Here is a 19,679-nt window from a genome sequence, read left to right as displayed (position 1 = left end):
GACGATATCATCCTTTTTTTTACTCAAAATCAATAAAAATGAAAGATAAGATAAAAAACATTGCAGAAAAATTAGAACATCAAATCAGGATGCATGAACTCGATTTAAATGACAGGATTAAAGATATTCCTCAAATAATATTGCTGTTGGAACAGGGGTTCTCGGAATTGAAAGAAATAGTTTCGTTTTATAAGTTCAAAAGTGAAATGGATGAAATATTCTTTTTCAAGATAATAAAACCCAAGTTTTTTAGTAAACTAATCTATTACAGGAAAGTGTATAACATCGAAATGATGCGCCCCAACGGACAAGATTGTGTGCTGAAAAATTATTTCATCAATGAACTGAATCAGTTAGAGAATTTCTACAATAAGAACATTGATTTCTATAAATACTACCGTTCGGGAAGTACGCATTTGGATAAGTACTTTTTTCTGAGAGGAAAACAAGATATTCAAATGACAATGGAAACATTTTATTTTGAAAGAGACCCTAATTTTTCTACGATTTGCGATTTTAAAGTTGCAAAAATAGTAGCAAACGAAATGTTGCGAATTTATCTGAATCCTAAAATCCGCAACTATCATCCAATACACGATTAAGGGTAGATTTATGAGTCGTTAGTAGCAGCTTTCAGTAAAAAGCAACAGCACAACATCAATATGTAGCCACCATCCCCTTACCCCACGATGCGACTTGAGGTAATACGCAGATTCTAACCGGAAAGAAAGGATTCTTATCCGAATTCTGTTTTGAAGGGTTTTGCATAAGCTCGGTTCTCTGTGTAGATATTCAGCACGTATTGCCTTGCAGTCATGATCCACTTGGCAGGTACGGAGATGAATCTGAAGACAAAAGCCTTTATGCGACTCGTTTTCTTGAGCCCAAAAGCCTTGGTGTCAAGCCTGCTCATGATGGTCTTGTAGAAATTGTGTATCAATGCAGTAAGCAGAAGAAAGACAGTATTCTCCGCCATGAATGACTTGGGGAGCCTGCTCCAACCGAATCCGTTGTTCATGTCGTCAAAGATACGTTCCTTGCCGCCACGCAGATTGTAGAATTCAACAATGTCCCTTGTCGATGACTTGTAATCGTTGGTCAGAATACAACGGTAAGTGTATTCGCCTTCCCACAGGTCAAGGTCGCCACTGTTGCGTCTTTGTCTCTGGATGACAAGACGATAGCACTTGTCTTCCCATTTCTCAACGAGAATGGAATTGAGTTCGAACTGGATGCCGTTAATCTCCTCCGTCTTCCATCCTCTCAGAGCAAAGATGTCATTGTAGAGCGAACTGCATCGGTTGGCACGGATGTAGAAAAGTTTGCAATGCTTCTCTATCTCACTGACGATTTCCTTCGAGCAGGAACCGCAGTCTGCCCTGAAGCGATTTACACGGATGTTCTGGGATTCCAGAAGAGCGAAGAATCTCTTATGGGTGTCTGCCTGATGAAAACGCACATTCGTGTTGCCATCGCTGTTCTCGATATAGACTATCTTGTCACCGATAACATATACGCCAGGCCTGTAGCCGAGGAACTTCTTGTAGGTCGGTTTTGCATCATACTTCTCCGTTTCAAGGAACTGATGGTCAAAGTCAACATCGTATTCCTCAATTTCCTTCAACTCGCCTGTAGAAACCAAAGCGTTTATAAGCAATGTGTTGAGTTTGTCTGCAGTATTGAAATCATAGGTCTTGCCTTGGTCGGAAGTATAGGAGATGTTTTCCTGTGTCAGTTCCTTGATGGCTCTGAGGATGGTATCAGAGCTGCATGTACGAAGGGTAGGATGATACGAGAGATGGCGCATCAGTTGTGACGTTACATCTTCCACGCATGAGCCGCCACAGAAATAAACGCTCATCAGCGAACGAATAATTTCGCTGTACTGGTATCCGATGATACTGCGGCATCTATGACCCAATGTTGAGTCAATAACAGGTGATAGCATGGAGTCAAATTGCTCCATGATTGAAAAAATTCCTCCAAAAGGTGTGAGTTTCTCAGATTTTATTTGTACCTTTGCCATGTCTTGTTACGATTTTCGCTTGTTTCTAATTGCAACACTAAGATAAGTGAAAAATCTGACATGGCAAAATCCTGAGCAACAAAAAGTTGCTCAGGAACTTATAAATAAAGTTAAATTATAGTGTTGCGGAGTTAAGGATTGAAAAAATTCCTCCAAAAGGTGTGAGTTTCTCAGATTTTATTTGTACCTTTGCCATGTCTTGTTACGATTTTCGCTTGTTTTCTAATTGCAACACTAAGATAAGTGAAAAATCTGACACGGCAAAATCCTGGGCAACTTTTTGTTGCTCAGGAACTTATAAATTAATTTAAATCAAAGTGTTGCGGAATTAAGGATCGTTATGCGGCAGTAATAATATACATATTAATACGAGTTAGTAATCCTGTAGTTCTCACATGCTACGAGGAGGTATTAAAAGGTGCGTTTCGACAACGCATCTAATGTAGTATATTATTGCTTAATCAAAATGAATATTATAAATTTAGGAATTCTTGCTCACATTGATGCAGGAAAAACTTCCGTAACCGAGAATCTGCTGTTTGCCAGTGGAGCAACGGAAAAGTGCGGCCGTGTGGATAATGGTGACACCATAACGGACTCTATGGATATAGAGAAACGTAGAGGAATTACTGTCCGGGCTTCTACGACATCTATTATCTGGAATGGAGTGAAATGCAATATCATTGACACTCCGGGACACATGGATTTTATTGCGGAAGTGGAGCGGACATTCAAAATGCTTGATGGAGCAGTCCTCATCTTATCCGCAAAGGAAGGCATACAAGCGCAGACAAAGTTGCTGTTCAGTACTTTACAAAAGCTGCAAATCCCGACAATTATATTTATCAATAAGATTGACCGTGCCGGTGTGAATTTGGAGCGTTTGTATATGGATATAAAAACAAATCTGTCGCAAGATGTCCTGTTTATGCAAACTGTTGTCGATGGATCGGTTTATCCGGTTTGCTCCCAAACATATATAAAGGAAGAATACAAAGAATTTGTATGCAACCATGACGACGATATATTAGAACGATATTTGGCGGATAGCGAAATTTCACCGGCTGATTATTGGAATACGATAATCGCTCTTGTGGCAAAAGCCAAAGTCTATCCGGTGCTACATGGATCAGCAATGTTCAATATCGGTATCAATGAGTTGTTGGACGCCATTTCTTCTTTTATACTTCCTCCGGCATCAGTCTCAAACAGACTTTCAGCTTATCTCTATAAGATAGAGCATGACCCCAAAGGGCATAAAAGAAGTTTTCTGAAAATAATTGACGGAAGTCTGAGACTCCGGGACGTTGTAAGAATCAACGATTCGGAAAAATTCATCAAGATTAAAAATCTGAAAACTATTTATCAGGGCAGAGAGATAAATGTTGATGAAGTTGGTGCCAACGATATTGCGATTGTAGAGGATATGGAAGATTTTCGAATCGGAGATTATTTAGGTGCTGAACCTTGTTTGATTCAAGGGTTATCTCATCAAAATCCCGCTCTCAAATCCTCCGTCCGGCCAGACAATCCCGAAGAGAGAAGCAAGGTGATATCCGCTCTGAATACATTGTGGATTGAGGACCCGTCTTTGTCCTTTTCCATAAACTCTTATAGTGATGAATTGGAAATCTCGTTATATGGTTTGACCCAAAAGGAAATCATACAGACATTGCTTGAAGAGCGATTTTCCGTAAAGGTCCATTTTGATGAGATCAAGACTATCTACAAAGAACGACCTGTAAAAAAGGTCAATAAAATTATTCAGATCGAAGTGCCACCCAACCCTTATTGGGCCACAATAGGGCTGACTCTTGAACCCTTGCCGTTAGGGACAGGGTTGCAGATCGAAAGTGACATCTCCTATGGTTATCTGAACCATTCTTTTCAAAATGCCGTTTTTGAAGGAATCCGTATGTCGTGCCAATCTGGTTTACATGGATGGGAAGTGACAGATTTGAAAGTAACTTTTACTCAAGCCGAGTATTATAGCCCGGTAAGTACACCTGCTGATTTCAGACAGCTGACCCCTTATGTCTTCAGGCTGGCTTTGCAACAGTCAGGTGTGGACATTCTCGAACCGATGCTATATTTTGAGTTGCAGATACCCCAGGAGGCGAGTTCCAAAGCTATTACAGATTTGCAAAAAATGATGTCTGAGATTGAAGACATCAGTTGCAATAATGAGTGGTGTCATATTAAAGGGAAAGTTCCATTAAATACAAGTAAAGACTATGCCTCAGAAGTAAGTTCATACACTAAGGGCTTAGGTGTTTTTATGGTTAAGCCATGCGGGTATCAAATAACAAAAGGCGGTTATTCTGATAATATCCGCATGAACGAAAACGATAAACTTTTATTCATGTTCCAAAAATCAATGTCATGATCCCACTTTAAAAAGGAGCATATTTTGAATCCAGTCTGACCAGTGTGGTCATTCAGAGTGAAACATAGCAATCGGCTCCGCTGGTGAATATCTTTCGAGAAATTGCCATGAAAGAGCCGAAAGCTTCTCTGATAGGCCCGAAAAGGGCAAATATCGATCTTTGAAATGTTGAAATCTGGAATATTACCATCCTTCGGAGGTTCATCCACATACATCTGCTATATGCATGCATACGATGTTTGAGCAAGCCCCTGTATCGGGTCTTGCCATTACGTGTATGAAAACTGTATTGGAACATGGCTGCTTCAACGTTATTCCGTTTATGCTGCTCCTCCAAAGGAAGGCTTTCTATCTGCTTCCTTAGCTGATAGGCTTTAATGTCTTTGTCTTCAAAGTAACGCCAACCGGTTTTGTTGTTCCATGGGATTCTCCATCGCTTTCTGGAGCCCTGCTTTGTGACAGCTTTGACGGCCTCATAGGTGTTGCCAGTAGCAATCTCCCTGATGGTAAGACCATCCTCGTCATGTGGTATCAGTTCCCATCTGCATCCACCTTGCATCTTGCCAGTCTTGAGCTGCATGGCATTGTGGTTCTTTGCAAACTCTCGATTGTCTGGACTTTGATAGGCACCATCTGCATACAGGTCTTCAATCGTAGAATCCGTGACACGTTCACTGTTTTCCACAGCCTCCTGAAGGAAATGGCAGTCTGCAAATACTGCAGTTTCAACCTGAACGGAAGTGATGATGTTAGGCTTGCCTTCCTCTACAGTCTCTGTGATGTTGGTCACATAGCCTTGCACCTTCTGGTCGTTCTTGGCACGATAGGTTGCATCAGGATCGTTAGGATTCTGAAGACTGTCTGCCTTTACCTCCTTCTTGTCTCGAAGTACAGCCTTTCCGTCCATTACGACATACTGTTCTTCAAACAGACGCAGAAGAAGATCATGTGCAGGAGAAGTAGCTGGAAAAACTGCCAGCATCTCCATGATGAAATTACCAATTCTGGCAAGATTGCTCTGAAGCGTATCAGAGTCAGAGCGGTAAACTGTCTTGGAGGAATCCTCTTTCAAGTATTCCTTTGCCCGCTCTTCCTGCTCTGGGGAGAGATCGAAAAGCGTGCATGTCTTGAGGAACTTGACCAGAGTTGTATGTATCAGTTCATAGCGAGACTGGCGAGCGATATTGCTACCGATAAGCTTACTGTCCATACGGACGCATTTGCCTGATATCTTGAGAAGGTGTACATGCTTGCCAGCAAGCTGCTCAAAGCAGAGCTGCATCAGGTCAATGCCAGTTCTTTCCTGATATTCGCAGATGCGGCGGCGAAACAGATAATAGGTATCTATTGATGGGGTTACATCAGTCAGAAGTTCCATGCCGAGAGCCTTTCTGGTAAGAAGGTCAAACTCGCACTTCTCAAACAGATCCTCGTCGCTGCAACCGAATCCCTCCTTCAAGACAGACATAGCCACGAGTATGCGGATGGAAGCATTTGGGCGGCCGCTCTTCTTGCCTTCTGGAAACAACGGCTTGAATATCTCCTCATCAATCTTGGTTGTCACGAGGCAATAGAACTGGTTATGCCATGCGTTGGGGGCAGAATATTTCTTTGAAGCACGACTTCCTAACTGCATTGAGGGAGCCGTGAATATATCTAACTGAAGATTCGGATCTGTCTTTTTAAACATAGTCATTCTTTTAATTGATGGTGTAAAGATACGAAAAATATTCCAAATAGCAGCATAAATCAGAGATTATTTTCGTGAAATATAAACATTTTAAACAGGCCTTACTTTTTAAAGTGGGCTCAATAGTTATTCAAGTCTTAAAAAACTCCAAAATTGACGAAGAACTACAAGATTTCGGGAGAAAGTTTTGAAAAAAGTTATTTTTGGATGCGACCCAGTTGCCATGTAAGGACGCCTGGGTGATTGCTATTATAACCAGGGCTTAGAATGCCTAAAAGGTTATTCAGTATTCAGTATTCAGTTTTTTTCGCGATAGTTACCTTTTTCATGGTTATAAATTGTAAGTAATTATTTTATATTATATATATATATTTAATATATATATAATATACTATCTATACAGAGAGTGGTAACAACAGCGAAAAAAACTGAATACTGAATACTGAACACGTTTCTGCAAATAGGTTATCACTCTGTAATATACAGATTTATAACGCTAAACATAGTTTCCTATATCGCAAAACATAGAGATGCACCGCATAAACATAGAGTTTGTTTTTTAAGCTAACTTTCAAATCGTAAGTTTGCTGAAAATCGCTCCTTATCACATGTCTAAATTTGGTAGATACCGGATTTTATCGTATCTTTGCACCAGCAATCGAAGGAAACGCCTTAGGTGCCTGAAGGCGGTCTTCTCTTAAGACCAACACGGGTCATAAATGATGGCAGGCGCCGGTCATCAATGAAGACCCCGAAAACGGCAGGAACGGGGCGTTCTGGGGAGTTGCAAAACAAAGGACTCTAAACATACTACAAACGACTATGATTAATTACAGCATCGTAATGCGTAGCGTGAACGCAAATCTTCTGGAAATCAACCAGGCGAAGTCACGCATCAACCAGGCGAAGAAGGAGGGCAAGACCCCTGACCCAAAGGACCTGGAACTCGTGAAGACCGAGAAGCAGAATGCTTTCGCCATCTCACAGTACACCGACATCATGACCATTGAGAAGTTTGCCAAGCACATCACTTCGCATGGCAGTGTTTATTCGAGAGCTGACATCAGCGCCATCCTCTACATCGCCGTAGACTGCATGCGTGAGATGTTGCTTGAGGGCAAGAAGATTCGTCTGGGCGACCTCGGTGATTTCTCTCTCCTTCTCACTTCGAAGGGTGCTGAGGATGCTGACAAGTTCACCGCACAGAACATCACCGGCGTAAAGGTTCAGTGGGAGCCAGGTCAAGAGTTCAAGAACCTTCGCGATGACGCCGAGTTCAACCTCGTAGCCAGCCGCAGTGCTCAGGCAGCCGTTATCAAGGCGATTAAGGAGGGTAAGACCAACGTTGACCTCAACGCCCCAACTACTCCGGATAATACGCCAGGTGGTTCAAGCACTGGTCAGACCGGCAGCGAAGGCCAAGGCTCAGAATCAGGCGGCGGTACTACCGGCAAGGACGATACTGGCGACGGCCTTGAATAGCCCAAGGATAAACTGGCTAGGGTGCTAGCCCCTAGTCCAGCCTATTCGCCCCACAAAAAAGTAAACATGAAACACTAAACATTAAACACTAAGAAAGATGAAAGCGAACACTTGGAAAACAATTCTGCAGATAGCCATCAGCATTCTGACCGCTATCGCTACTACGCTCGGAGTAACGAGCTGCATGGGATAAAGAACAAAAACGACCGCTCACCTCAATATGAGGAGAGCGGTCATTTTCGGTCATTAAGGATTTCAGATTATCAAAATATCCCTCTATCGTATAAAATAAGGTTAAATCGAGTTCGCCCAGCCAACAAAATCCATCCATATCATCAACTTTCTGAATATTTTTTGTATTTTTGCAGATATATTGCAAGAATGTAGGGGGTTGAGCATGGCTTATCCTCCTAGATTATAGGCGCATAATTATTAAAAGATTAGAGAATGAAGAAAATATTTATCATGAGCATTATAACCATGCTATCAAGCCTGTATTCTTGTCAGGCGCAAAATAAGGGCTATAAGAGTCTGTCGGCAGATGACTATGAGAAAGCCATCGCTGACACCGCAGTAATCCGTCTCGACGTACGAACCGCAGAGGAGTTTGCCAATGGGCATATTCGGGGCGCAATCAACATTGACGTACTGAAATCAGACTTCGAGCAGAAGGCCGCTGCCACTCTTCCCAAAAGCAAGACTATCGCCGTGAACTGCCGAAGCGGCAAGCGAAGCAAAAATGCCGCAGCTATATTGACAAAGAACGGCTATCAGGTAATAGAACTCGATTCCGGCTTTATTGGCTGGCAGGCAGCAGGAAAAGAAATCGTAAAGGAGTAAATTGAAATAACTGAACTTCCCTATATGCGAAAGTTCAGTTAGTTATTATAAATTTTTAATTTGTAGCGTATGAAAAGAATTTTGCGAATTTTGATGATTGCCATCTGCTGCATGGTTTCATGCAATATGGTGGCGAATGCGGGCAACGACAAACCTATCTCTGTAAATGCACTTCCTGCCAAGGCTCAGACCTTACTCAGCCAGCATTTCAATGGTCAGAAGGTGATGCTTGCTACCATTGAGTCGGGCGTTGTGAGCAGAAGCTACGACGTGGTTCTGCAGAATGGCACGAAGCTGGAGTTCGACAAAAAGGGAAATCTTACAGAGATTGACTGCAAGCAGGCCACCGTGCCAGACCAGCTGATTCCGCAAGCCATCAAGAATTACCTGATGGCTAATTATGTAGGACAATCGGTGAAAAAGATAGAAATGAACAAGAATGAATACGAGGTAGAACTGGCTAACGGATTGGATTTGACCTTCAACAAGCATTTCCAATTAATAGATATTGACTGATTATCAAGTTAACTGAACTTTCGCATATCAGGAAGCTAAGTTTAGCAAATAGTTTAAGTACGGACTGAAGGCCCAAAAGCAAAAAAAATCCCAGTCAGGATAAAACCTTGACTGGGATTCTTATTTTAAATCTCTCTCTTATTTTTCTCATCTATAAAAAGATGATTACTTCAAACCACGGTTGATAAGGGTTGTATTGAGAAGCATCACGTACTTACGATACTGACTGTTGTTCAAGATAACGTGCATGTACTTGAGATCCTTCAAAACTGCCTTGTCAATCATTGCAGAACGTTCCTCACCCTTTGCTGTTGCAGCATTCATCATGTCTGCGGTGAAGTTCTTGTGTACATCAGCTACAGCCTCTACCTGGTCGATGTTCAAGCTCAAAGCATCTGCCAAGCTAGACATCTTTACATTCATGTTGTAAGCTGCTGTTGCATTTGTCTCCTCTTCTGCTGCGAAAGTAGCTGTTGCCATTGCAAACATAGCTACTGCTAATACCATAATCTTCTTCATAATCTTTTTACCTTTCTTTACTTTGTGAGTCCTGCACATCCGTAGACGCCGACTCTGTTAAACATTATCCTATAGTCTTTTTCTTTAAGACGCTGCAAAGATAAGAACTTTTCTCTGTGTGCGCAAACATTTCTTGGGATATTTTCAGTTTTCCGCCTATTTCTTGACTTAAATCAACAACAACACACCGAAATAGGCATCAGAACGTTAGAGATATTACATTTTCTCTATCATTTTGTAATATCATCGAAAAAAAAGCCCTTTTTCTTCGTTTATACCAATTATTATTTGTACCTTTGCAAAAGATTCAACCTATAAAACAAGCAAAATGGTACAGGAAAATCATATAGACAAGGCACTCGCCTTTATGGAAAGTCTCGAGAAACTGGGCAACCAGCTCAAGGCGGCTGAGGAACACCAGAAGCAGCTCATCGCCCGAATGCTGGATCTCAAGAAAGAGAATCTGACCGACGGCGAGGAATATGCTGAACTCTCGCAGAAGAGCAAAAGTCTGCAGGACATCATCGACAAATGGCGCCCTATCTATCTGGAGCGCATGGAGATGGTAAAGAGCGTAAGCATTCAGAAAAGAAAAAGAAATAATAAAAAATAAATATAGAAATGGAAACAAACAACAAAAACAAGTTTATTGTAGTTTCATACGCACTGTATGATGTAACTAATGGTGACAACGGCGAGGAAATGCTCATCGAGCGCACAACCGACGAGCGTCCGTTCATCTTCATCAGCGGTATGGGTGTTACCCTGCCAGCTTTCGAAGAGAAGGTGGTAGACCTGGCTAAGGGTGATGAGTTCGACTTCCAGCTGGACCCAGAGCAGGCTTACGGACAGCACTATGATGAGCGCGTACTGGAGCTCGACAAGCAGATTTTTACCATCAACGGCCAGTTTGATGCACAGCACGTACAGGTAGGCGCTATCATCCCATTGCAGAACGAGGATGGCAACCACTTCAACGCAGTCGTGAAGAACATCAGCGATACAAAGGTAACCTGCGACCTGAACCACCCATTGGCTGGCTTGAAGCTCAACTTCTGCGGCCAGATTCTCGAGAGCCGCGAGGCTACTGCTGAGGAGATTGCCAAGATGGCTCAGATGATCAGCGGCGAAGGTGGCGGCTGCTCAGGTGGCTGCGACAACTGCGGCGGCGACTGCAAGGATGGCAACTGTGAAGGTGGTTGTGAAGGTGGTTGCGAAGGCGGCTGCAACAAGTAATAAACACCTTTATAATATATTAAGGTAATGAGGAATACATTTGGCAATCTTTTCACTCTCACTACGTTTGGAGAGAGTCATGGAATAGCTGTAGGAGGCGTTATTGACGGATTTCCTGCAGGCATAGAAATCGACATGGACTTTATCCAGAGCGAGCTGAACCGCCGACGCCCAGGACAGAGCCACATCACTACGGCCAGAAAGGAAGCTGACAAGGTAGAGTTTCTGAGTGGTGTGTTCGAAGGCAAATCAACAGGAACCCCTATCGGTTTTGAGGTGCGTAACCAGAACCAGCATTCTCAGGACTATGAGAACATGCGCTGTCTCTTCCGCCCTTCTCACGCAGATTTCACCTATCACGAGAAGTATGGCGTACGCGATCATCGTGGCGGCGGCCGTTCTTCAGCCCGCATCACCATTGCCCGATGCGTAGGCGGAGCTTTGGCTAAACTTGCCTTGCGACAGTTGGGCATCAGCATCACGGCCTATACATCGCAGGTGGGCAGCATCGCGCTGGAGAAAGATTATCATCTGTATGACCTTAACACCATAGAAGATAATCCGGTGCGCTGTCCTGACCAGCGGAAGGCGAAGGAGATGGAAGATCTCATCGCCCAGGTTAAGGCTGACGGCGATACGATTGGTGGAATCATCACTTGCGTCATCAAGGGTTGCCCGGTAGGATTGGGCGAGCCTGAATTTGGCAAGCTTCATGCCCAACTGGGTGCTGCCATGCTTGGCATTAACGCCGTGAAGGGTTTTGAATATGGTGAGGGATTTGCCGGAGTTACTGCCCGCGGAAGTGAGCAGAATGATGTCTTTATCCCGAAGGCTGATGCTGCAGAGACGCCAGCTGATGCTGCTGTGAATCAGGATATTGCTGCCCGTATTACAACAAAGAGCAATCATAGCGGAGGAATACAGGGCGGTTTGAGCAATGGTCAGGACATCTATTTCCGTGTTGCCTTTAAGCCAATTGCTACTCTGCTGATGGAGCAGAATACGGTAGATTTGGAAGGAAATGCCACCATGCTGACTGCCCGCGGCCGTCATGATCCTTGCGTTTTGCCAAGAGCCGTGCCAGTGGTTGAAGCCATGGCTGCCATGGTGATTCTGGATAACTATCTCTTGAATAAAACAATAAAACTTTAATTAGTGATTAATTGGTAGTGATTAGTGATTAACAAACTAATCACTACCAATTAATCACTAATATGTACCTAAAGCTTACTGTCCTTTAATAGTTTTGGGCAATATTCATTAAAAAAGCATTTATCGCAGAGCGGCTTCGTACTCTTGCAAATATATCTGCCATGCAGCAGAATCCAATGATGCGCATTCGGAATATCCTCAGCCGGAATGTGTTTCATCAGATAATCTTCTACTTTTCGGGGCGTATCTGCCGTTTTCGGCACCAACCCCATACGATGACTCACACGGTAAACATGCGTATCCACCGCCATCGTAGCATGACCGAACCATACGGCACGAATCACATTCGCAGTCTTGCGCCCCACTCCTGCCAACTTCTCCAAATCATCCGCAGCCTCAGGCACCTCACCTCCGAACATCTCAACCAGCTGGCGAGACATTTCAGCAAGATGCTTCGCCTTGGCATTCGGATAACTCACCGAACTGATCAACTCATAAATATCTTCCTCGCTCGCCTGTGCCATGTGCTGCGCATCAGGATAACGGGCAAAGAGAGCAGGCGTAACCATGTTGATGCGTTTGTCGGTGCATTGCGCAGAAAGCAAGGTAGCCACCAGAAGCTGAAATGCGCTACCGAACTGCAACTCGGTAGTTACATTCGGCAGCGCACTTCTGAAATGATTCAATATAAAATCGTATCTTTCCTTACGAAGCATTTCTCTTACTTTTTAGCAGGAGCAGCCTCCTCTTTCTTCAGCTTTCCCTTGTAAGCCTTGTTCAAGCCGGAAATCACCTCTTTTGTAATATCGTAAGCCTTGTCAGCATAGAGCAGATTATCGCCGCTCTTAGAGAAGATGATGCTGTACTTCTTGTCCTTGTTATAGCGGGCAAGATAGTTGGCAATGCTGTCGTGGAGCGCCTTGTTGTACTTCTCCTGCTCAGCAGCAAACTCGTTGCTCAAGCGCTGCTGCAAGCCCTGCAGGTCGTTGTTCTGCTTCTGCAGTCCAGCCTGGATAGCCTCAGCCTGCTCGCGGGTGTAAGCATTCTGCTGAATCTTCTGCTGGAAGTTGGCTGCTGCTGCCTGAAGCTGCTGGCCCTTCTGCGCAATAGTAGCCTGAATGTTCTGACCCTTCTTCTCCAAGATAGAAGAATACTCCTTAGCAAAGGCATACTGAGTCATGATAGAGTCTACCTCTACATAAGCAATCTTCAATTCAGAAGGAGCCTTGCTCTCTGACTTAGCCTCTACCTGAGGCTGAGATTTGTTGCATGATGCCAATGACAGGGCAGCAACAGCTGCAATTGCCACTGAACTCAAAATGTTCTTTCTCATTTTTTCTATCATATTATATTATTACTATTTTCTAATAAGCCTTGTTGGCTTCCCTTGCCTCGCGGTCCTGATCCACCACACAATGAATGCCCTGCTTGCGCAAGCCCGGATTGTCGTGCACATGCTGGGAAGAGAACTTGCCGTTCTTCTTAAAAATCACCTTTACGCAAAATAATGCCATGCAGATAGCAATTATTAACACGCTTAATAACATTAATTTTATCATTTTTATTACCTTTGCAGTGCCTTAGTGCACTTTTGGGTGCAAAGGTACTATTTTTTTGGGAATAACCAAAACAAAATAGCAGAAATAAATGTTTTATCAAAACAAAATAATAGAAAATAAATGAATAAAAGTGAATTGAAGCCTGCTCTCGTGTTCGAGCAGTTCGCAAAAATCAACGAAATACCTCGTCCTTCCAAGCACGAGGAGAACATGATTGAGTTTTTGAAATCTTTCGGAGAGGCTCATCAGCTCGAAACGCTGGTAGATGAAACCGGTAATGTGCTCATCCGTAAAGCTGCCACTCCAGGCTACGAGCATGCTGAAACCATCATCCTGCAGAGCCACATGGACATGGTTTGCGATAAACTGGTAGATGTTGATTTCGATTTCCACAAAGACGCCATCCAGACTTACGTAGACGGAGAATGGCTTAAGGCAAAAGGCACTACATTGGGTGCTGACGACGGTATAGGCTGCGCCATCGAGCTGGCTATCCTGGCAAGCAACGATATTGAGCATGGTCCTATCGAGTGCGTCTTTACACGTGATGAAGAAACCGGACTGACCGGTGCTCACGGCATGAAGGCGGGCTTTATGACCGGAAAGATGCTCATCAATCTTGACTCAGAGGATGAGGGCGAAATCTTCGTATCCTGCGCCGGTGGTCAGACAACCCATGCCACTTTCCACTTCTCACGCGAAGAGGCTCCTGCGGGTTATTTCTTCATGGAAACTTCGCTGAAGGGTCTCAACGGTGGTCACTCGGGCGATGACATCAACAAGAAGCGCGCCAATGCCATCAAGATTCTTGCCCGCTTCCTCTTCCTCGAAAATGAGAAACTGGATGGAAGTCTGCGCCTCGTAAGCTTCAATAGCGGCAAAATGCACAATGCGATTCCTCGCGACGGAAAGATTGTTTTCGCCGTCAAGAATGCTGATAAGGAACAGGTTCGTGCCGACTGGAACATCTTTGCATCAGAAGTAGAAGATGAATTCCACGTAACCGAACAGGCTATGCTGTTCAATATGAGCAGCACCGATGCTGCACCTGTCATCGAGAAAGCTGTAGCTGACAAGTTCGTAATGGCTCTCCAGGCTGTAGACAACGGTCCGCTTACTACCTGTCAGGATGAGGCGATTGCCTGGATGGTAGAAACCTCAAGCAATGTGGCAAGCGTGATGACCGATGAAAACAGCATCAACATCGTAGCTTCTCAGCGAAGTAACGTGATGAGCAATCTGGAGAACATGACCAACACCGTAAAGGCAGCCTTCCTTCTGGCTGGCGCCGAGGTAACTGTAGGCGACAAGTATCCAGCTTGGAAGATGCGCGCCAACAGCGAGCTTACCGACCTGGCTGTGAAGGCTTATGAAAAGCTCTTCGGCAAAAAGCCATTGGTAAAGGGTATTCATGCCGGTTTGGAGTGTGGTCTTTTCTCAGAGCGTTATCCTGAGCTCGATATGGTAAGTTTCGGTCCTACCCTTCGCAATGTTCACACCCCAGACGAGGCTCTTCTCATTCCTACTGTAGAGATGGTTTGGGATCACTTGCTGGAGATTCTCCGCAGCGTGGCTAAATAAGCAAGCTCGCTAAATAAAACAACGAGCTTAATAAAAGCAGTGCGGCTTAATAAAAAAGAAGATGTCTATGATAAAGAAAATGATGTTTTTCATGGTTTCAGGACTTGTGCTGATGTTCACCTCGTGTGGCGATCAGCACAAGGCTCAATCTCTGGTCAAGGATTTTCTTAATGAAAACCTCGTTGAGCAGGACTGCAGCTATGAGCGGTTCTCCCGCCTCACTCCTACCGCCATGATCAGTTTCGACCAGATGAAGGTGATGCGACAAAATGTCAGCAAACTGCCTTACGTCAAGAAGAATATTAATTATGATGATGCAGCTTATCCCGACACCTTATTATATTTAAGGGCTACATACAAGCTGACCAACCATCAGGGCGAGAAGCAGGAAGTAACCCAAACCTTTTATCTTGATAAAGGTTTGACAAGAGTAATCGGGTTTAAGGAAAACTAAAAAAATAGTTAAGAATTGCCTTTCAGCAAGGCAGTAAGAATAAACAGAAAGAGTTGACTAGCATTTTAACTAGCCAACTCTTTTTTCATATAATCTCTTATTTCTTTTCTAGCCAGAGTCAGACGATTCTCAGCCGCTTTATATCCGAGGTTCAGACTTTGAGCAATCTCGCTCACCTGCATTCCTTCGAAGAGATTCAGGCGGTAAACCTTGCTTCTCTTCTCTGTGAGCCGGGCAATGCCACGCTCCAGAATCTCGTTGGTCTGCTGGGCAGAGAAAACAGATTCGCCATCAACATCATATCTTCCCATCCAGTCACTAGCTCCCAGGAAGTGTTCATACTCCTCAATCTTATGCTTGCGCCGGTAATAATCGATAATCAGATTCTTGGCAATGGTGTATACAAAACAAGGTAAAGTAACAGGCGTAATCATCTTATCGCCTCGAAGTAATCGCACAAAAGTATTCTGCACGATGTCTTCAGCCTCGTCTGCCGGAAGCGAACGGGACATGACATACAACTTCAGCTCGTTGTAGTGTTCAGAGTAATAATCAGCAATAATGCTGTAATTTGAATTTGTTTGTTCCATGATGGCGATTTTTTTAATCATGTTTTTCGTTTATCGATATTGCAAAGGTAATAAAAAAAAGGAAAGCCACCAAAGGAAAGCGAAAAAAAATGTGCTAAATGTTCGTTTTGAAACATTTAGCACATATGATAGAAACAATTTGTAACATGAAATGTTACGCATCGCAAAGTTTTATTTCTTAATTCAAACCTTTTTACAGGTTGGATTACTTAATCATGTCAACGCTTCTCTTGAGGAATGCGTCGAGCGAAGCACCCTTCAACATACCGTTCTGAAGCAGGGCAAGGTCGATGAGCTGGTGAACAATGTTGTTGTTCTTAGCATAGCCCGAGATGATTTCGTTGCGCTTAGCCTTCTCATCGCTGATGGCCTTCTCTGTATTGTGAACATCATCCTTCTCCTGCTGGGTAATCTCTTCAGGCTTCTTCTTGTTCTGCTCCTGATGGAGTACGGCAAGGCGAGCTTCCTGACCCTTGATTTCTGCAAGGATTGGCTTCAATGTTTCAGCAGTGTTGGCCTCAGCATCTTCCAATACCTTCTTTACCAGAGCATGGTCTGAGTTCAGTACGATGTTGTAGCTGTCTGGCATCTGACCGTAGAAGTTCATGCCTGCCTGGAACTGGCTCATCGCCTTCATACGGCGCATGTACTCGTTCTGAGTGATGAGCACTGGCTGGTTCTGTTCGCCCAAAGCCTGAATTTCAACAAAGAATTCTGCCTTGTCAAGCTGAGGCATCTGAGAACGGAATACTTCTGTCAAGTTGTCAGACTGCTCTTTGCTCAAATCGGTCTTCTTAGCATCTTCCTTCACGATGAGGCGGTCGATGATGTCGGCGTCAACACGTGTAAAGCGGCTCTTCTCCAGCTTCTGCTCCAGCATGTTTACCATCGGCGTATCGAGCTGACCTTCCATCAGGAGTACAGAATAACCCTTCTGCTTGGCAGCCTCGATATAAGAATACTGCTCTTCCTTATTGTTGGCATAGAGATAAACCAGGTTGCCGTCCTTATCGGTCTGATTGTCCTTAATCAGCGTCTTGTACTCCTCGAAAGTAAAGTACTTGCCCTCAACATCTTTCAGAAGTGCGAAGTCCTTTGCGCGCTCGTAGAAATCTTCCTGAGAGAGCATTCCGTAGTTGATGAAGATCTTGAGATCATCCCATTTCTCTTCAAACTCCTTGCGGTTCTCCTTGAAGATAGAGTTCAGACGATCGGCTACCTTCTTGGTGATGTAGGTAGAAATCTTCTTCACGTTGCTGTCGCTCTGCAGGTAGCTGCGGCTTACGTTCAGCGGAATGTCCGGTGAATCGATTACACCATGAAGCAATGTGAGGAATTCTGGTACAATGCCTTCTACCTGGTCGGTTACGAACACCTGGTTGCAATAGAGCTGAATCTTGTTGCGCTGCATGTCGATGCTGCTCTTGATGCGTGGGAAGTAGAGAATACCCGTGAGATTGAATGGGAAGTCTACATTCAGATGAATCCAGAACAACGGGTCGTCCTGCATCGGATAAAGGGTGTGATAGAACTTCTTGTAGTCCTCATCCTTCAGTGTGCTAGGAGCCTTGGTCCAGAGAGGCTCCACATTATTAATAATGTTATCCTCATCAGTCTCCACATTCTTGCCGTCCTTCCATTCGGTCTTCTTGCCGAAAGCAACAGGCACTGCCATAAACTTGCAGTACTTGTTCAGAAGTTCCTCAATCTTGTTCTTCTGCAGGAATTCCTTGCAATCATCAGCAATATGGAGGATGATGTCTGAACCACGCTCAGCCTTGTCTGCATCTTCGATTTCGAAAGCAGGTGAACCATCGCAGCTCCACTTTACAGCCTTGCTTCCCTCTTTGTAGCTCTTAGTGATGATTTCTACCTTGCTGGCTACCATGAAAGAAGAATAGAAGCCGAGACCGAAGTGGCCGATGATGGCGTTGGCATTCTCCTTATACTTGTCGAGGAAGTCAGTTACGCCTGAGAATGCAATCTGGTTGATATATTTATCGATTTCCTCCTCTGTCATACCTATACCATGGTCGCTGATAGTCAAGGTTCCAGCCTTCTCATCGAGAGAGACACGAACGGTTGTGTCGCCTATCTCGCCCTTGAAATCGCCCTGAGCTGCAAGAGTCTTCAACTTCTGTGTAGCATCTACGGCGTTTGAAACCATCTCGCGGAGGAAGATGTCGTGATCTGAATATAAGAATTTCTTGATGACAGGGAAAATGTTCTCTGTCGTTACACCAATATTACCTTTCTGTGCCATAATATAAAATGTTTTTATTCGTATTTACTTTATTATTGTTTGGCAAGGGGACTTACAAATAGCGTGCCAAAATAAAAGCCCTCTTACCAAACAGAATAAAATAGCTGAAAAACATTTTATGATTCAGCGAAGCATTTTATGACTAAATGTCTCTTGGAAATCCCTTTGCCAAACCGCCTTCGCTTGTTTCCTTGTAAAGCGAAGGTAGGTCATGCCCCGTCTGTCGCATTACTTCAACTACACGGTCGAAAGATACGGTATGATGGCCATCAGAGAAGGAAGCGTAGAGGTCTGCATCCAAAGCTCGGGCGGCAGCAAAGGCATTTCGCTCGATGCAAGGAATCTGAACCAGTCCGCAAACCGGGTCGCAGGTCATTCCGAGATGATGCTCCAATCCCATTTCGGCAGCATATTCTACCTGAGCCGGACTGCCTCCGAAAAGCTGGCAGGCTGCAGCCGAAGCCATGGCGCAGGCAACACCTACCTCGCCCTGGCAACCTACATCAGCACCACTGATAGAAGCATTCTGCTTTACGATGTTGCCCACCAATCCGGCTGTAGCCAAGGCTCTCAAGATGCGCTGTTCACTCATATCATGAGAAGTAAACATGTGGTAGAGTACAGCTGGCAATACACCACAGGCGCCACAGGTAGGAGCTGTAACGATGGTACCACCCGAAGCATTCTCTTCGCTCACAGCCAGCGCATAAGCATAAACCAAGCCGCGGCTCTGCAGGGAAGCACGGTAACCCTTCGCCTTTATATAATAGGTGGCAGCCTTACGCTGTAGCTTCAGCGGACCCGGCAAAACACCTTCATGGTTCAAACCATTTCTGATGCTCTGCTTCATCGTTTGCCAAACCATGTCGAGATAATCCCAGATATCTTCCGATTCGCATTTCTCAACATACTCCCAGAATGAGCGTCCGTTATCATAGCACCATTGCTTGATGTCGGCGAGCTTGTTCAGATCATAGACATCCTTGGCGCCCAGCTCTTCGTTGCCGGCAGTACCATCTGATATGGCTCCACCACCAATACTGTAAACGGTCCATTCATCGATAATATCGCCGTTCAGATCCTTGCCCACAAATTTCATTCCGTTGGGATGATAAGGCAGGAAAGTCTGTGGCTGCCAGATAATATTCACAGTTTTATGAGGTCTGAGCACTTCTTCTATTGCCACATCAGTCATGTGTCCCTTACCTGTAGCAGCCAGACTTCCATAGAGGGTTACTTCATAATAAGAAGCGTTAGGGCAACGCTCCAGAAAAAGTTTGGCAGCACGCTGAGGCCCCATCGTATGACTGCTCGATGGTCCCTTACCTATTCTATATAATTCCTTTAATGACTTCATTTTTCTCGTATTTAATATTTTTACTTAT

20 protein-coding genes are annotated in these 19,679 nt (G+C 44.3%); 11 read left to right on the top strand and 9 right to left on the bottom strand.

The annotated features are described in order from the left end of the window. The first annotated feature begins 38 nt into the window (after positions 1-38). Positions 39-602: an RteC domain-containing protein gene (locus tag ONT18_RS03840; protein WP_052484764.1), complete on the top strand. Its 564-nt coding sequence runs from the start codon at positions 39-41 to the stop codon at positions 600-602. 134 nt (positions 603-736) lie between these two features. Here ONT18_RS03840 and ONT18_RS03835 read toward each other — a convergent pair whose 3' ends face one another. Further along, complete coding sequence (locus ONT18_RS03835; RefSeq protein ID WP_264904097.1) at positions 737-2,026, bottom strand: IS1380-like element IS612 family transposase; 1,290 nt, start codon at positions 2,024-2,026, stop codon at positions 737-739. A 466-nt stretch (positions 2,027-2,492) separates the two neighbouring features. On the opposite strand from ONT18_RS03835, the gene tet(Q) reads away from it, so the two are divergent. Beyond that, entirely contained in the window at positions 2,493-4,412 is a 1,920-nt protein-coding gene (tet(Q), locus tag ONT18_RS03830) for a tetracycline resistance ribosomal protection protein Tet(Q) (protein WP_264904095.1), read from the top strand. Positions 4,413-4,464: 52 nt separating this feature from the next. Here the strand turns inward: tet(Q) and ONT18_RS03825 are convergent, their stop codons facing one another. After that, on the bottom strand, positions 4,465-6,108 hold the full coding sequence (locus tag ONT18_RS03825) for a transposase (RefSeq protein ID WP_264904093.1): 1,644 nt from the start codon (positions 6,106-6,108) through the stop codon (positions 4,465-4,467). A gap of 816 nt (positions 6,109-6,924) precedes the next feature. On the opposite strand from ONT18_RS03825, the gene ONT18_RS03820 reads away from it, so the two are divergent. The 4 genes from ONT18_RS03820 to ONT18_RS03805 all read left to right on the top strand — a co-directional run bounded on the left by ONT18_RS03820 (position 6,925) and on the right by ONT18_RS03805 (position 8,940). Then, positions 6,925-7,584, top strand: a complete 660-nt coding sequence (locus ONT18_RS03820; protein WP_264904091.1) for an HU family DNA-binding protein — start codon at positions 6,925-6,927, stop codon at positions 7,582-7,584. A 97-nt stretch (positions 7,585-7,681) separates the two neighbouring features. Further along, positions 7,682-7,777, top strand: a complete 96-nt coding sequence (locus ONT18_RS03815) for a smalltalk protein (RefSeq protein WP_153072405.1) — start codon at positions 7,682-7,684, stop codon at positions 7,775-7,777. A 254-nt stretch (positions 7,778-8,031) separates the two neighbouring features. Then, the gene (locus ONT18_RS03810; protein ID WP_119227164.1) at positions 8,032-8,424 is read left to right on the top strand and encodes a rhodanese-like domain-containing protein; all 393 of its coding nucleotides are present in this window, start codon (positions 8,032-8,034) and stop codon (positions 8,422-8,424) included. A 69-nt stretch (positions 8,425-8,493) separates the two neighbouring features. Further along, entirely contained in the window at positions 8,494-8,940 is a 447-nt protein-coding gene (locus ONT18_RS03805; protein ID WP_264904088.1) for a PepSY-like domain-containing protein, read from the top strand. Positions 8,941-9,105: 165 nt separating this feature from the next. On the opposite strand, the gene ONT18_RS03800 is transcribed toward ONT18_RS03805, so the two are convergent. Then, on the bottom strand, positions 9,106-9,459 hold the full coding sequence (locus ONT18_RS03800; RefSeq protein ID WP_118152866.1) for a hypothetical protein: 354 nt from the start codon (positions 9,457-9,459) through the stop codon (positions 9,106-9,108). Positions 9,460-9,787: 328 nt separating this feature from the next. On the opposite strand from ONT18_RS03800, the gene ONT18_RS03795 reads away from it, so the two are divergent. From ONT18_RS03795 to aroC, 3 genes are read left to right on the top strand one after another with little or no spacing between them, the layout of a single operon-like run. After that, positions 9,788-10,072: a hypothetical protein gene (locus ONT18_RS03795; protein ID WP_006846647.1), complete on the top strand. Its 285-nt coding sequence runs from the start codon at positions 9,788-9,790 to the stop codon at positions 10,070-10,072. Between the two features lie 8 nt (positions 10,073-10,080). Next, on the top strand, positions 10,081-10,695 hold the full coding sequence (locus ONT18_RS03790; RefSeq protein ID WP_153072472.1) for an FKBP-type peptidyl-prolyl cis-trans isomerase: 615 nt from the start codon (positions 10,081-10,083) through the stop codon (positions 10,693-10,695). Between the two features lie 27 nt (positions 10,696-10,722). After that, positions 10,723-11,847 carry a chorismate synthase gene (gene aroC, locus ONT18_RS03785; RefSeq protein WP_153085524.1) on the top strand — a complete coding sequence of 375 codons (1,125 nt, stop codon included), beginning with the start codon at positions 10,723-10,725 and terminating at the stop codon, positions 11,845-11,847. Positions 11,848-11,915: 68 nt separating this feature from the next. Here the strand turns inward: aroC and nth are convergent, their stop codons facing one another. The 3 genes from nth to ONT18_RS03770 are packed head-to-tail and all read right to left on the bottom strand — an operon-like array spanning position 11,916 to position 13,406. Further along, positions 11,916-12,563, bottom strand: coding sequence for an endonuclease III (nth, locus tag ONT18_RS03780; RefSeq protein ID WP_006846651.1), 648 nt, complete (start codon positions 12,561-12,563; stop codon positions 11,916-11,918). A gap of 5 nt (positions 12,564-12,568) precedes the next feature. Continuing rightward, positions 12,569-13,180, bottom strand: coding sequence for an OmpH family outer membrane protein (locus ONT18_RS03775; protein WP_264904083.1), 612 nt, complete (start codon positions 13,178-13,180; stop codon positions 12,569-12,571). Between the two features lie 31 nt (positions 13,181-13,211). After that, positions 13,212-13,406 carry a hypothetical protein gene (locus ONT18_RS03770; RefSeq protein WP_117586554.1) on the bottom strand — a complete coding sequence of 65 codons (195 nt, stop codon included), beginning with the start codon at positions 13,404-13,406 and terminating at the stop codon, positions 13,212-13,214. Between the two features lie 120 nt (positions 13,407-13,526). On the opposite strand from ONT18_RS03770, the gene ONT18_RS03765 reads away from it, so the two are divergent. Together ONT18_RS03765 and ONT18_RS03760 are read left to right on the top strand one after the other, a co-directional pair. After that, positions 13,527-14,987: an aminoacyl-histidine dipeptidase gene (locus tag ONT18_RS03765; protein ID WP_264904081.1), complete on the top strand. Its 1,461-nt coding sequence runs from the start codon at positions 13,527-13,529 to the stop codon at positions 14,985-14,987. A 67-nt stretch (positions 14,988-15,054) separates the two neighbouring features. After that, complete coding sequence (locus ONT18_RS03760; RefSeq protein WP_203054858.1) at positions 15,055-15,441, top strand: hypothetical protein; 387 nt, start codon at positions 15,055-15,057, stop codon at positions 15,439-15,441. A 65-nt stretch (positions 15,442-15,506) separates the two neighbouring features. On the opposite strand, the gene ONT18_RS03755 is transcribed toward ONT18_RS03760, so the two are convergent. The 3 genes from ONT18_RS03755 to ONT18_RS03745 all read right to left on the bottom strand — a co-directional run bounded on the left by ONT18_RS03755 (position 15,507) and on the right by ONT18_RS03745 (position 19,651). Then, the gene (locus ONT18_RS03755) at positions 15,507-16,031 is read right to left on the bottom strand and encodes an RNA polymerase sigma factor (RefSeq protein ID WP_118254759.1); all 525 of its coding nucleotides are present in this window, start codon (positions 16,029-16,031) and stop codon (positions 15,507-15,509) included. A 205-nt stretch (positions 16,032-16,236) separates the two neighbouring features. Next, positions 16,237-18,294, bottom strand: coding sequence for a molecular chaperone HtpG (gene htpG / locus ONT18_RS03750; RefSeq protein ID WP_153085526.1), 2,058 nt, complete (start codon positions 18,292-18,294; stop codon positions 16,237-16,239). 142 nt (positions 18,295-18,436) lie between these two features. Continuing rightward, positions 18,437-19,651: an L-serine ammonia-lyase gene (locus ONT18_RS03745; RefSeq protein ID WP_264904080.1), complete on the bottom strand. Its 1,215-nt coding sequence runs from the start codon at positions 19,649-19,651 to the stop codon at positions 18,437-18,439. Positions 19,652-19,679 lie beyond the last annotated feature (28 nt).

Origin of the sequence: Segatella copri, from assembly GCF_026015295.1 — a bacterium.
Lineage (GTDB): Bacteria > Bacteroidota > Bacteroidia > Bacteroidales > Bacteroidaceae > Prevotella > Prevotella copri_C.
Note: the sequence above shows the minus strand (reverse complement) of the source record. Positions and strands in the feature narration are given on the sequence as shown.